The sequence below is a fragment of the uncultured Ruminococcus sp. genome (assembly GCF_947301925.1).
In the GTDB taxonomy this organism is placed as follows: domain Bacteria; phylum Bacillota; class Clostridia; order Oscillospirales; family Ruminococcaceae; genus Ruminococcus.
Genome location: NZ_CAMYUE010000018.1, coordinates 1 through 14,222, shown reverse-complemented (window position 1 = coordinate 14,222; position 14,222 = coordinate 1). Strand labels below are relative to the sequence as shown.

General features: G+C 50.7%; 11 protein-coding genes. All 11 read left to right on the top strand.

Annotated elements, in window-relative coordinates; all coding sequences use genetic code 11:
• Nucleotides 1–140: 140 nt before the first annotated feature.
• Nucleotides 141–1,595 (top strand): glycogen synthase GlgA, encoded by a 1,455-nt coding sequence (gene glgA / locus Q0Y65_RS13800; protein WP_297961010.1) that lies wholly within the window; start codon nt 141–143, stop codon nt 1,593–1,595.
• A 157-nt stretch (nt 1,596–1,752) separates the two neighbouring features.
• Nucleotides 1,753–2,418, top strand: a complete 666-nt coding sequence (locus tag Q0Y65_RS13795) for an HAD family phosphatase (protein WP_297961007.1) — start codon at nt 1,753–1,755, stop codon at nt 2,416–2,418.
• Nucleotides 2,415–2,657, top strand: coding sequence for a hypothetical protein (locus Q0Y65_RS13790; protein ID WP_297961004.1), 243 nt, complete (start codon nt 2,415–2,417; stop codon nt 2,655–2,657). Before Q0Y65_RS13795 ends, Q0Y65_RS13790 begins: the two co-directional genes overlap by 4 nt.
• A gap of 115 nt (nt 2,658–2,772) precedes the next feature.
• Nucleotides 2,773–4,131, top strand: coding sequence for a Trk system potassium transporter TrkA (gene trkA / locus Q0Y65_RS13785; RefSeq protein ID WP_297961001.1), 1,359 nt, complete (start codon nt 2,773–2,775; stop codon nt 4,129–4,131).
• A gap of 19 nt (nt 4,132–4,150) precedes the next feature.
• Nucleotides 4,151–5,587, top strand: a complete 1,437-nt coding sequence (locus Q0Y65_RS13780) for a TrkH family potassium uptake protein (RefSeq protein ID WP_297960998.1) — start codon at nt 4,151–4,153, stop codon at nt 5,585–5,587.
• A 74-nt stretch (nt 5,588–5,661) separates the two neighbouring features.
• Nucleotides 5,662–6,966, top strand: coding sequence for a leucine-rich repeat protein (locus Q0Y65_RS13775; RefSeq protein WP_297960995.1), 1,305 nt, complete (start codon nt 5,662–5,664; stop codon nt 6,964–6,966).
• Nucleotides 6,967–7,049: 83 nt separating this feature from the next.
• Entirely contained in the window at nt 7,050–10,487 is a 3,438-nt protein-coding gene (locus tag Q0Y65_RS13770) for a leucine-rich repeat protein (RefSeq protein WP_297960992.1), read from the top strand.
• A gap of 187 nt (nt 10,488–10,674) precedes the next feature.
• The gene (gene rpsL / locus Q0Y65_RS13765; protein WP_297960988.1) at nt 10,675–11,091 is read left to right on the top strand and encodes a 30S ribosomal protein S12; all 417 of its coding nucleotides are present in this window, start codon (nt 10,675–10,677) and stop codon (nt 11,089–11,091) included.
• A 227-nt stretch (nt 11,092–11,318) separates the two neighbouring features.
• Nucleotides 11,319–11,789, top strand: coding sequence for a 30S ribosomal protein S7 (gene rpsG / locus Q0Y65_RS13760; RefSeq protein WP_009983569.1), 471 nt, complete (start codon nt 11,319–11,321; stop codon nt 11,787–11,789).
• Nucleotides 11,790–11,813: 24 nt separating this feature from the next.
• Nucleotides 11,814–13,892 carry an elongation factor G gene (gene fusA / locus Q0Y65_RS13755; RefSeq protein WP_297960984.1) on the top strand — a complete coding sequence of 693 codons (2,079 nt, stop codon included), beginning with the start codon at nt 11,814–11,816 and terminating at the stop codon, nt 13,890–13,892.
• Nucleotides 13,893–14,061: 169 nt separating this feature from the next.
• Nucleotides 14,062–14,222: GTP-binding protein (locus tag Q0Y65_RS13750; protein WP_297961102.1), on the top strand; the 161-nt coding region annotated here is incomplete at its 3' end.

Genomic DNA, 14,222 nt, shown 5'->3' with positions numbered 1-14,222 from the left:
ACTATTGTTGATATTTACTGAGTTTCTGCCCGCTGTGCAATGTTCATATTTTTGTGTTGACTAAACGGAGAAATTAGTATATAATATTAGTAAGGTTACAGGTATTGGCTGTAACAAATACAATAGTAAGGAGATATGCTATGAACAACATTCTATTTGCCGCTTCCGAGTGCGTCCCGTTTATAAAGACAGGCGGCCTTGCCGACGTAGTAGGCGCACTTCCGCAGTACATCGACAAGAAACAGTTCGACGTAAGAGTCATAATGCCTTATTATACCTGTATCCCCGATAAGTACAGGAACGAATTCAAGTACGTTCATCACTTCTATATGGATTACGGTATGAGGAGCGAGGGCGTCCACGTCGGCATAATGGAGTACGAGTACAACGGTATCACCTTCTATTTCGTTGACAACGAGTATTACTTCAAGTGCGACAGTCCCTATTCTCCCGACCTGAAATGGGATATAGAGAGATTTACCTTCTTCTGCAAGGCTGTACTGGCTATTTTGCCCGTTATAGGCTTCAGGCCCGATATCATCCACTGTCACGACTGGCAGGCTTCAATGATACCGGTGTTCCTGCACTCCGCCTTTGCAACCAATCCCTTCTTCAGCTCAACAAAGAGCATAATGACTATCCATAACCTGAAATTCCAGGGCGTATGGGATATAGATACCTTTAAGTACAACACGGCTCTGCCTGACTATATGTTCACCTCGGACAAGCTGGAGTTCCACAACAACGCCAATATGCTCAAGGGTGGTCTGGTATATGCGGATTACATCACCACAGTGTCCGAGACATACGCAGAGGAGATAAAATACCCCTTCTACGGCGAGCAGCTTGACGGACTTCTCCGTGCAAGGTCGGCTTCGCTGAGGGGAATACTCAACGGCATTGACTACAAGGTGTTCGACCCTGCCAACGACAAGAAGATATTTGCGGAGTTCACTTCCAAAAACGTCAAGGCAAAGAAGGCGGAGAACAAGAAGAAGCTCCAGGAGCAGCTGGGTCTCCCTGTGGACGAGGACAAGTATATGATCGCCATAATCTCACGCCTCACCGATCAGAAGGGACTTGACCTTGTGAACTACGCCATCGAGCGTATCTGCGACGAGAACACCCAGTTCGTGATAATAGGTACCGGCGATCCCAGATACGAGAATATGTTCAAGCACTATCAGTGGAAGTATCCCGAGAGAGTTTCCGCCAATATACTCTATTCCGACGAGCTGGCGCACAAGCTCTATGCTGCGGCAGACACCATGCTGATGCCGTCGCTGTTCGAGCCCTGCGGCCTTACACAGCTCATAGCCCTGCGCTACGGAACACTGCCCATCGTCCGCGAGACAGGCGGCCTGAAGGATACCGTTACTCCATACAATGAGTTCGACGGTACGGGCAACGGCTTCTCCTTCGCCAACTACAACGGCGACGAGATGCTGGGCGTGATAAACTACTCCAAGCACATCTACTACAACCACCGCAAGCAGTGGGATACTATGGTAAAGCGTGCCATGGAGCAGGACTTCTCGTGGAACAGCTCCGCCCGTCAGTATGAGGGTATGTACAGCTGGATGATAAACTGGTAATAATTCTTTTATATAATAGAGTGAGGGCGGAACTCTTTCCGCCCTTACTGATTAATTAGCCGTTAGCTTGTAGGGGCGGCGTTTCGCCGCCCGTCCCCTGCAGCGCAGCTCTTAGCTCTTAATATCTGCAAATCAAAAAATGAAAAGGAATATCTGAATGAAAGATCTCAAAGGCGCTATTTTCGATATGGACGGTCTTATGATAGACACCGAGAAGCTCTATCTCAAATTCTGGATACTGGCGGCAAAGGACTTCGGCTACGATATGACCCCGGAGCACGTCTACTCAATGCGCAGTATGGCGCGGAAGTTCTCCATACCCCTGCTGAAGGGCATATTCGGCGAGGACTGTCCCACCGAGGACATAAGGGCTCACCGCACAGAGCTCATGGGAGAATACATAAAGGAGCACGGTCTGGAGGTAAAGAAGGGGCTGTTCACCCTGCTGGACTACCTCCGCGGCAGGGGCATAAAAATGGCTGTGGCTACGGCTACTCCGAGAGTGAGGACGGTGGAATACCTGAAAAACATCGGAGCGGAGGACTATTTCTCGGCAGTGATATGCGGAGATATGATCGAAACGGGCAAGCCTGCCCCCGATATATACCTGACCGCCGCAAGGGAGCTGGGACTTCCGCCGGAGGAGTGTGCGGCCTTTGAGGATTCACCCAACGGCATAAAGGCGGTTCATGCCGCAGGCTGTCATGCGGTGATGATACCGGATATGACGCCCCCCGACGAGGAGATAAAGCCTTTGCTGTCGGCGGTATACGACAGTCTGGATATGGCTGTGGAGTTTTTTGAAGGAGGAGAAAGCATATGAGCGTTTCGGAGATATTCGAGATACCCAAATTCTATTATTTCGAGAGCGGCAACGACTTCTCGGGAAGCAAGGACGATTTTTCCTACAAGATATCCAACGGCGAGACCTTGAAATGCATGACCTGGCACGGAAGGCTCTGCTCCATGAAGGCGGAGATAGAGCACGAGGCCGAGTTTGAAAGGACCCAGGAGGGCTTCGACGCCATGATAAAATGGCTGGAGGAGCAGTATAATGCCTGATGCGCTATGAATTTATATAATAGGCGTTGACAAAATTCTGCTTCGGGGATATAATTATTATGAGTATTTGTATCCGCCCGACCCGGGAAGTTTCAAATTACAATACGGAGGAATTATGGATATTATAATAGTAGGCTGCGGCAAGGTGGGAACCGCCCTCGCCGATGTCCTTAACGACGACCACAATGTTACAATAATAGATAAGAAGGAAAGCCTTGTTGAGGCTGCCTCCAACGACTACGATGTAATGGGCATAGTGGGAAACTGCCTTCAGACAGAGGTGCTGGAGGAGGCCAATGTTTCCAAGGCCAATATCTTCATTGCCGTTACCACTTCGGACGAGGTGAATATCCTCTCCTGTCTCATCGCAAAGAAAATGGGAGCACGTCACTGTATTGCCCGTGTGCGCAGCCCCGAATTCGACAAGCAGATGGTATTCATGCGTGAGGAGCTGGGCATCAGCATGATGGTCAACCCCGATTACAATGCCGCCAACGAGATAGCAAAGGTACTGCGCTATCCCGAGGCCATAAATATCGAATCCTTTGCCAAGGGCAGGGTAGACCTTGCCGAGATACGCATTACCAACGGAAGCATACTTGACGGCGTGGCTCTCAGCCAGCTTTCAAGACGCATGAGGCTGGACGTGCTCATATGCGCGGTCCAGCGCGGCGACGAGCTGACCATACCCAACGGAAACTTTGTGCTCCGCTCGGGTGACAAGATACACATGACCGCTTCGCACAGCAATATGGTCAAGTTCTTCAAGAGCATAAGTGCCGCTTACCGTGAAAAGCGCGTAAAGTCCGCAGTTCTTATCGGCGGCGGACGTGTGGCCTATCATCTGGCTCAGCAGCTCATCGAAATGGGCGTAAAGGTCAAGATAATCGAGATCGACCGCGAGCGCTGTCTGGAGCTGTCCGACAGGCTCAACAAGGTGGATATATCCTGCGCCGACGGTACAGACCACGATATCCTCGAGGAGGAGCGCGTTTACGACGCGGACGCTGTGGTGACACTAACCGGCATAGACGAGGAGAATATACTCCTCTCTCTTCTGGCCAAGAACAACGGTGTGGATAAGGTAGTCACCAAGGTCAACAGGATGTCCCTGATGCAGCTTTCGGATACCCTTGATCTGGACAGCATAATATCTCCCAAGACCATAACGGTAAACCAGATATTGCAGTATGTCCGCGCAAGACAGAATTCTCTCGGCAACAGCGTCACCACTCTCTACAGACTGGTGAACGACAGGCTGGAGGCTATTGAATTCGTAGTCCGTGACAAGAAGGAATATGTAGACGTTCCGCTGAAAAAGCTGAAGCTGCGCAGCGGTATCCTCATAGCAAGTATAGTAAGAGGCAACGAGCTCATAATCCCCAAGGGCGACGACTGTCTGAAGGTCAATGACAGCGTCGTGGTAGTCACCACCACAAAGGGTATGCACGACCTCAGCAATATTTTCGATTGAGGAGAGCGCAGCACAGAATATGAATTACAGAATGGTATCATATATTATGGGTCAGATACTGAAGGTCGTGGGACTCTTCATGCTGCTGCCCGTAATTGTAGGGTTTATATACGGGGAGGATCACGTTGTAGCGTCTTTCGGAATACCTTTCCTGATGACTATGGCTATCGCCGTCGGCTTCACCATACGCAAGCCGAAGAACAACGCGGTCTATTCGATGGAGGGCTTTGTAAGCGTTGCGGCCTCATGGGTCACCATGTCCTGCATAGGCGCACTGCCCTTTGTTATCTCGGGGGAGATAAAAGATTATCCCAGCGCCCTGTTCGAGACTGTCTCGGGCTTTACCACCACGGGCGCGACTATACTGGAGGATGTTGAGGCCATGTCCCGCGCCTGCCTTTTCTGGCGAGCCTTTACTCACTGGCTGGGCGGTATGGGAGTCCTCATGTTCGTGCTGGCTATCATGTCCAGCAACGACGCCCGCACCATGCACATGATGAGGGCTGAGTGCGCAGGCCCCAAGGTGGGACGACTGGTGTCGAAATCAAGGTTTTCGGCCCGTATCCTCTACGGTATCTATATCACACTTACAGTCTCCGAGGCGGTGCTCCTTCTCTGCGGAGGAATGCCCCTCTACGACGCTGTTATCCACGCCTGCTCATCGGCAGGTACAGGCGGCTTCTCCATGTGGGGAGACAGCATAGGCCACTACAACAGCGTATATATCGAAATGGTCGTCGCCATATTCATTATCCTGTTCGGCGTCAACTTCAACCTGTACTATTATCTGCTGATAAAGAAGTTCTCGCTGGCATACAAGAATGAAGAGGTAAGGACTTATTTCGGAGTCATCATTGCCGCGACGATAATAATATCGGTGAACGTCCACAAGATGTACGACGGCGTGGGCGACACACTGAGACATACCTTCTTCATGGTGGCCTCCACCATGACCTCCGCAGGCTTCTCCACCACGGATACGGCCAAGTGGCCTGTGTTCTCGCAGACCCTGCTGCTGATGCTCATGTTCGTGGGCTCCTGTGCAGGCTCTACAGGCGGCGGAATGAAGGTATCGAGAATAATCATACTTATAAAGACAGGTATCAAGGAGCTGAAGTATATCACCAATCCCCGTGCCGTCACCACCGTAAAGATGGACGGCAAGCCCGTGGAAAAGGACGTAGTGCGCGGCGTGAGCAATTATCTCATACTATTCCTTACGCTTATGAGCATATCCGTGCTTCTGGTGACTCTCAACGGCTTTTCCATCGAGGAATCGCTTTCCTCGGTAATTACCTGTATGAACAACATCGGCTTCGGCGTGGGACGCTTCGGTCCTGCGGGCAACCTCAGCGGTCTGAACGCCTTCTCAAAGGTAGTCCTCTGCTTCGATATGCTTCTGGGACGACTTGAGATATATCCGCTGATAATGCTGTTCGTGCCAAGAAGAAGATAAGCTTTTGGGTCCCGTATATGCGTGGGGTGCTGTACGGGACTGAAATAAAAATTAAAATGGGAGGAATAAAAAACATGAAAAGGCTAATGGCGGCTGCCCTGTCGGCAGCACTGTGCGTTACCGCAGCGGCGGCAGCACCTGCATGGGCGGTGAGCACAGATCTTCCGCAGACGATCCTGTCTGAAAACAGAGTGGGAGAATCGGGCGTCTGCGGCACAAATGCAAAATGGGAACTCAGCGGCGGTACACTAACCATTACAGGTTCGGGTGATATGGCTGCATGGGCCATGAACACCGATACTCCTTGGTATCCGTACAGGGACTCTATCAGATCGGTAGTTATCGCAGAGGGCATAACCAATGTGGGCCCCGGCGCTTTCGCCGAGTGCAAGAATCTCAGCTCTGTCAGCATACCGGGTACGGTTACAAGCATAAAGAGAGGCGCGTTCATGCGCTGCAGCTCTCTTTCGTCCATAGTCCTGCCCTCAGGCGTTGCTTCACTGGGCAGAGACGCTCTCAGGGAGTGCGGCTCCCTCAGATCGGTGACTATCTATAATCCGGAATGTACAATAGTGGGAGGAAATCTCACCATATGCAACAGCGAGAACGCAGGGCAGGGCTCATACAGCGGCACTATCCTTGGCTACAGCGGTTCTACCGCCGAGAAATACGCCAATAAGTACAGTGTAAACTTTGCTGTTGCGGGCAGCGAGCCTGTTACGCCTACCACTACCACCACTACACCTACCACAACAACTACAACATCGACAACTACCTCTACAACTACCTCGTCTACCTCTACTACCACTACATCGACTTCAACAACTACTTCATCGACCTCAACTACTACGACCACAACTACTACGACCACAACTACTGCACCTGTCGTTACTACTACCACCCGGGGTATCCAAACCAGTTTCTTCTTCCGCGATAGTACCGTAGAGGTTGGCAATTATGCTGAATATTATACAGATGGCTGGCCGCTTGATCATTTTGAAGTCTCAGACACTTCTATTGCTGTTATCGAAAACAAAAGTCTGATAAAATGTATAGCGCCGGGTAAGGTTGATGTTACTTTCTATACTTCTCCGGAAAGTTTTAATACCTGTCAACTCACTGTTTTCCTTTGCGGAGACGTAAACGATAACAATACGATAGACGCTGTGGACGCCAGCAGAGTGCTTGCAGAGTATGCCCGTACATCGACTTCGGGTGAAAAAACATTCAGCACCTCTCAGGCTCTTGCCGCAGATGTGGACAAAAACGGAAGCGTTGACGCGGTAGACGCCTCCAAGATACTTGCATATTACGCATATACAGGCTCTACCGAAGGAGCTTTAATGACATTATCGGAATTCATCAGCAGGTTATTATAATATATCGGTATCAGGGGAATGCATAGGGGAAAATAAAGGCGCCCCGCCTGATGCGGAGGCTCCTCGGAACGGAGAAAATATGCATGAATAAACTTATAGCCGCGGTAATGGCGGCGATAATGGCGATTTTTACCTGCTTTACATATCCGGTAATGCTATCGGAGGCCGCAACTGCTCAGATAACGGAGCAGGGAGGTAAAGTAGGTGAATCCGGCACCTGCGGAAGCAAGGCGCAATGGGTGCTCAGCGGGGGCACTCTTACAATATCGGGCTCGGGAAATATGGCCTCATGGGCCATGAGCTCCGATACACCATGGTATGGCAGCAGGAACTCTATCAATACCGTTATCATTAAGGAGGGCATCACCAATATAGGCCCCAGTGCCTTTGCGGAGTGCTCAAACCTGAGATCGGTAAGCATACCGAGCACCGTCACAGCTGTAAGCAGAGGCGCTTTCATGCGCTGTACGGCTCTGGGCTCAATAGAGCTCCCCGTAAGTGTGACAAGTCTCGGAAGAGACGCATTGAGAGGCTGTTCTTCACTGAATTCGGTGACTATACAGAACAGCAGCTGTAATATCGTAGGCGGTACGCTGACGATATGCAACAGCGAATCGGGCAGCAAGGGCAGCTACAACGGCGCGATCCGCGGATACAGCGGATCTACGGCCGAGACCTATGCAAAGCAGTCGGGCTACAGGTTCGAGAAGCTGAGCGGCACACCGCCTGCGCCCATAACAACGACTACGACAACGACAACCACCACAACCACTACAAGGCCGACTACCACAACTACCACCACCACGTCGACCACTACTACAACAACTACTACAACCACCACTACAACAACCACAACAACTACCACTACAACGTCGACCACCACAACGACAACGACGACGACAACGACGACGACAACGACGACGACAACTACTACCACGACCTCCACAACCACTACTACCACTACCACGGTGTATGTGGTAAGCGTTTCCGCAAATGTGGAGATCGGAAGAATGCCCTACAGGACCACATTCAGCTACGGCGAGGAGCTTGATCTCTCGGGAGGCACCATAAAGCGCTCCTACAGGGAGTACCTCAGCAACGGAGCCTATCTGGACATGGAGCTGGAGGAGCTGGATATGACCAATATGTCCTTCTGGCAGGACGGCGTGTATACCAACAAGGACAGCTATGACAATACTCACCCGGGCAGATACAAGATAACCTTCGGCTATTCAAAATCGGGCTCTACAGCTTATACGGAGCTGGAGGTGGAGGTGCTTCCGCCGCCTACGACGGTCACCACCACCACTACTACAACTGTAGTTAGCGTTTCGGCCTATCTGGAGATAGGTGCCGTTCCTACAAAGACCACCTATACCGTAGGGGAGGAGCTTGACCTTTCGGGAGGCACTATAAAGCGTTCCTACAGGGAGTTCATGAACGACGGCTCCTACAGGGATATACATCTTCAGGTGCTGGATATGGACGAAATATCCTACTGGCGTGACGGAGTTTACGTCAACAGGTCTGCATTTGACAATACCCGTCCCGGCAAGTACAATATAACCTTCGGCTACACCACGGGAGGCTCGGTATCGTACATTGACCTTGAAGTGGAGGTAAGGCCGCCTGATACGACCACTACTACCACCACGACAACCACGACTACGACAACCACTACGACAACCACCGAGACCACAACGACCACCACCGAGACCACGACGACCACCACGACGACGACAACGACCACCACCGAAACCACCACGACGACCACCACCGAAACTACCACCACGACAACCGAGACCACAACCACCACCACGTCCACAACGACTACGACCACCACTACCACTACGTCGGTAGTCAGCGTGTTTGCCGGGCTGGAAATAGGACGGCCGCCATACAAGACCACCTATACCGTAGGGGAGGATCTTGATCTCTCGGGAGGAACGGTGATACGCTGGTACAGGGAGTACTACAGCGACGGTTCCTACAGGGATGTGCGTCCCGATGTGCTGGATATGGAGGATATATCCTACTGGCGCGACTCGGTATATGTGAACAGGATGGACTTCGACAAAACCGCCCCCGGCAAGTATCCCATAACCTTCGGCTATCTTGTATCGGGCTCGGTGGCATATGCGCAGATCGAGGTAGAGGTAGTTGCTCCCGTTACGACTACTACAACAACTACAACAACTACAACGACGACCACGACGACTACTACCACAGAGACAACCACCACAACCACAGAGACAACCACCACAACCACAGAGACAACTACCACAACCACAGAGACAACAACCACAACTACCACGGAGACTACCACCACCACAACAGCTCCCCCTGTTATTACTACAGAGGCGGCAAAGCCCTACATAACCATAGTTGCTCTCCCCGACAAGCTGAGCTACAGAAGGTTTGAGAATCTGGATCACAGGTTCACGGGAGGCTTTGTGGAGATCGGTCTCATAAACAGTGACGGCACCAAGACCGCAGAGACGGTTCCCATGACCGATATGAGGATAAGCCGTTCGGACAACTATCAGAGCTGGAGATACGGTACATACACAGTATGGCTCAGCTATACCGCCAACGGCGAGACGGCTACCGACAGCTTCAGTGTAAAAGTGGAAGAGCCTGTTGTGACCACCACAACGACTACCACCACTACTACGACCACAACCACCACAACGACCACCACCTCCACGGAGACTACGACCACCACCACGGAGACTACCACCACTACCACGGAGACTACGACAACCTCCACGGAGACTACGACCACCTCCACGGAGACTACCACCACCTCCACGGAGACTACCACCACTACCACGGAGACTACCACCACAACAACCACGGAAACAACCACCACTACCACCGTTTCGCCCTATTATACGGCGGAGATCAGCGTGGTAAGGCTTCCCGACAAGCTGGATTACAATGCGGGAGAGCCCATATCCCTTTCGGGCATGACGGTGAATGTGTTCCATGTGGGCGGCAATGGCAGAGAGCTGGTACACGGCTACGACGAGGCAGCTTCCCACCCCGAGAGATACGAGGTAAAGGGCTATGACAGCTCCGTAAGCGGCGAGCAGAACGTTAAGCTGGTATACAGGTCGTACAACGAGGCCGTTGGAGAATGGGTATATGCGGAGGCCGGATTTACCGTAAGGGTAAGAGCTGCTTCCACAACTACAACCACGACCACCACATCTACGGAGACCACTACCACCACAACATCTCCCGTAACCGGTCCGCCCGATCCCCATGAGGGCATAATACTGGGCGATGTGAATATGGACGGCGACGTCAATTCCGTAGACGCCAGCCAGATACTTGCGGAATACGCAAGGATAGCCACAAACGGCGAGCCTGCCTTCAATGAAAAGCAGAATATCGCGGGAGATGTGGACGAAAACGGCGACATCAATTCCGTTGACGCGTCAAAGGTCCTCGCCTTCTATGCCTACACGGCAAGCGGCGGTACTATTACCGACATGAGGGAATGGCTGAAAAAATAGCTAAGTCTCCACGGCGAAACCCTTGATAATAATGGGAAAAATAACAAAAAATCAGTAAAAAGAGCGGCTTTTGAGGGATTACCCTTGACAAGCCGCCCTTTTTTGGGTATAATATATCAGTGCGCAGATTCTATGCCCTTTTGAGGGTAAGAGCACGCACTATATTATTATGTAAAGGAGGAAAAATATGCCTACATTTAACCAGCTCGTTCGTAAGGGAAGAAAGGATCTCGAGTCCAAGTCTACAGCTCCTGCTCTCCAGAAGGGCTACAATGCCAAGAAGAAGACTCAGATCGATCTGAGCTCACCCCAGAAGAGAGGCGTTTGTACAGCTGTAAGAACTGCTACACCTAAGAAGCCTAACTCAGCTATGAGAAAGATCGCAAGAGTTAAGCTCACAAACGGTTACGAAGTTACTTCTTACATTCCCGGTATCGGCCACAACCTTCAGGAGCACAGCGTTGTTCTCATCAGAGGCGGACGTGTAAAGGATCTCCCCGGTGTGCGTTACCACATCATCAGAGGTACTCTCGACGCTCAGGGCGTTGCTAACCGTAACCAGGCTCGTTCCAAGTACGGCGCTAAGAAGCCCAAGCAGAAGTAAGAGCATACTTCACAACAGTCGGCGGCTGACTGCATGAGAGCCGTACATTCATTATCAATAGGATAACTACTACCGCAGGGTAATGCGGAGATCATATAGATTGTATCGATTGATCCTCTGCATTGGCTCCTGACACACCTGTCGGCGAAGCAAGGCCGATGAGGCAGTAACCGACAAGGTTTGAGTACCTATGAATTCATCAATCTATATGAAGGAGGGAAGCGAAAATGCCAAGAAGAGGTAAAATCGCAAAGCGTGATGTATTACAGGATCCTGTATACAATTCAAAGCTCGTTACACGTCTGATAAACAATATCATGTTGGACGGCAAGAAGGGCGTAGCGCAGAAAATAGTTTACGGTGCATTTGAGATCGTAGCTGAAAAGACAGGCAAGGACGCTCTTGAGGTGTTCGAGCAGGCTATGGAAAATATCATGCCTGAGCTCGAGGTAAAGGCTCGCCGTCTCGGCGGTGCTACTTACCAGGTACCTATGGAGGTAAGACCCGAAAGACGTCAGACTCTCGGACTCCGCTGGATCACTAAGTACTCCAGAGAGAGAAACGAGAAGACAATGAAGGAAAGACTCGCAGGTGAGATCCTCGACGCTCTTAACGGCACAGGCGGTGCCTGCAAGAAGCGCGACGATACACACAAGATGGCAGAGGCCAACAAGGCATTTGCTCACTACCGCTGGTAAGCGTCATTGTAAAAGGAGTAAAGTATGTCAAGAGATTGTTCACTTGAAAATACAAGAAATATCGGCATCATGGCCCACATTGACGCAGGTAAGACCACAACCACAGAGCGTATCCTTTTCTACACAGGTGTTAACCACAAGATCGGTGAAACACACGAAGGTTCCGCTACTATGGACTGGATGGAGCAGGAGCAGGAGAGAGGTATCACAATTACTTCCGCTGCTACTACTTGCTACTGGGCAGGCCACAGACTTAACATCATCGATACCCCCGGCCACGTTGACTTTACAGTTGAGGTTGAGCGTTCACTCCGTGTACTCGACGGCTCTGTAACAGTTCTCTGTGCAAAGGGCGGCGTTGAGCCCCAGTCTGAAACCGTTTGGAGACAGGCTGATAACTATAAGGTACCCCGTATGGCTTATGTAAATAAGATGGATATCATGGGTGCCGACTTCTATCGTGTTATCGACATGATGAAGGACAGACTCAAGTGTAATGCTGTTCCGATCCAGCTCCCCATCGGTGCTGAGGACGAGTTCAGAGGCATCATCGACCTTGTTGAGATGAAGGCTTACATTTACACTAACGACCTCGGTACAGATATCAAGGTTGAAGATATCCCCGAGGATATGAAGGAACTTGCTCAGAAGTACCACGACGAGATGGTAGAGCACGTTGCCGAGCAGGACGAGGCTCTCATGGAGAAGTACTTTGAAGAGGGCGAGCTCTCACAGGAAGAGATCAAGACCTGCATCAGAAAGGCTACTATAGCTAACCACATGGTACCTGTTACCTGCGGTACATCATACAAGAACAAGGGCGTTCAGAAGCTTCTCGATGCTATCATCGACTATATGCCTTCTCCTCTCGATGTTCCTGCTATCAAGGGCGTTAACCCCGATACAGAGGCAGAGGAGGACAGACCTTCTTCTGACAGCGAGCCCTTTGCAGCTCTCGCATTCAAGATCGCAACAGATCCCTTCGTTGGTAAGCTTGCGTTCTTCCGTGTATATTCAGGTGTCGTAAATCAGGGTGATACAGTCCTCAACGCTACAAAGGATACCCGCGAGCGTTTCGGTCGTATCGTTCAGATGCACGCTAACCACAGAAAGGACCTGACAACAGTTTACTCAGGCGATATCGCTGCTGCTGTTGGTCTCAAGAACACCACTACAGGTGATACACTCTGTGATGAAAAGCATCCTATCATCCTCGAATCCATGGAATTCCCCGAGCCTGTTATCCAGCTCGCTATCGAGCCCAAGACAAAGGCTGGTCAGGAGAAGATGGGTATCGCTCTGGCAAAGCTTGCTGAAGAGGATCCTACCTTCAAGACATGGACTGACGAGGAAACAGGTCAGACTATCATCGCAGGTATGGGTGAGCTCCACCTTGACATTATCGTAGACCGTCTCCTCCGTGAGTTCAAGGTCGAGGCCAATGTCGGCGCTCCTCAGGTTGCATATAAGGAAACTATCAAGGGCAGCGCAGATATCGACTACAAGTACAAGAAGCAGTCCGGTGGTTCAGGTCAGTACGGTCACGTTAAGATCAGAGTTAATCCTAACGAGTCAGGTAAGGGCTATGAGTTCACCAACGCTGTTGTCGGCGGTTCTATCCCCAAGGAGTATATCCCTGCTGTTGACGCAGGTATCCAGGGCGCTATGAAGGCCGGTATCCTTGCAGGCTACGAGGTAGTTGACGTTAAGGTAGAGCTTTACGACGGATCATATCATGAGGTCGACTCCTCTGAAATGGCATTCAAGATCGCAGGTTCTATCGCGTTCAAGGAAGCTCTCAAGCAGGCTAACGCAGTTCTCATGGAGCCTGTTATGAAGGTTGCAGTTATCGTTCCCGATGAGTATCTCGGAACAGTTATCGGCGACCTCAGCTCACGCCGCGGACAGATCCAGGGTCAGGAAGCAAGATCCGGCTCTATCCAGGTAGACGCTCTCGTTCCGCTTTCAGAAATGTTCGGCTACACAAGCGACCTCCGTTCAAATACACAGGGTCGTGGACAGTACACAATGGAGCCCCACAGCTATGAGGAAGTTCCTAAGAGCATTGCTGAGAAGATCATGGCTAACAGAGCTAAGAACTAATTGTATTTTCCGCCCGTTTTATGCGGAAAACTGTGTGAAACGGGCATAATTTACAAAATCATGTGTTTTGGCAGCAATTTTTTTACCGAAACACTTGAATTTACCAAAAATATCTGGTATAATAATATATACAGATTTTACTGAATCTTTTTTAAGGAGGAATTTCCCAATGGCTAAGGCTAAATTTGAAAGAACCAAACCCCATGTAAACATTGGTACAATCGGACACGTTGACCACGGTAAGACAACTCTTACTGCTGCTATCACAAAGACTCTCGCTATGAAGGGTCAGGCTCAGTATGAGGCTTACGATATGATCGATAAGGCTCC

Coding starts and splice junctions, on each gene's coding strand:
- Q0Y65_RS13770 (WP_297960992.1), top strand. CDS start 7,050: ATGAATAAACTTATAGCCGCGGTAATGGCGGCGATAATGGCGATTTTT.
- fusA (WP_297960984.1), top strand. CDS start 11,814: ATGTCAAGAGATTGTTCACTTGAAAATACAAGAAATATCGGCATCATG.
- rpsL (WP_297960988.1), top strand. CDS start 10,675: ATGCCTACATTTAACCAGCTCGTTCGTAAGGGAAGAAAGGATCTCGAG.
- trkA (WP_297961001.1), top strand. CDS start 2,773: ATGGATATTATAATAGTAGGCTGCGGCAAGGTGGGAACCGCCCTCGCC.
- Q0Y65_RS13780 (WP_297960998.1), top strand. CDS start 4,151: ATGAATTACAGAATGGTATCATATATTATGGGTCAGATACTGAAGGTC.
- rpsG (WP_009983569.1), top strand. CDS start 11,319: ATGCCAAGAAGAGGTAAAATCGCAAAGCGTGATGTATTACAGGATCCT.
- Q0Y65_RS13775 (WP_297960995.1), top strand. CDS start 5,662: ATGAAAAGGCTAATGGCGGCTGCCCTGTCGGCAGCACTGTGCGTTACC.
- Q0Y65_RS13790 (WP_297961004.1), top strand. CDS start 2,415: ATGAGCGTTTCGGAGATATTCGAGATACCCAAATTCTATTATTTCGAG.
- Q0Y65_RS13795 (WP_297961007.1), top strand. CDS start 1,753: ATGAAAGATCTCAAAGGCGCTATTTTCGATATGGACGGTCTTATGATA.
- glgA (WP_297961010.1), top strand. CDS start 141: ATGAACAACATTCTATTTGCCGCTTCCGAGTGCGTCCCGTTTATAAAG.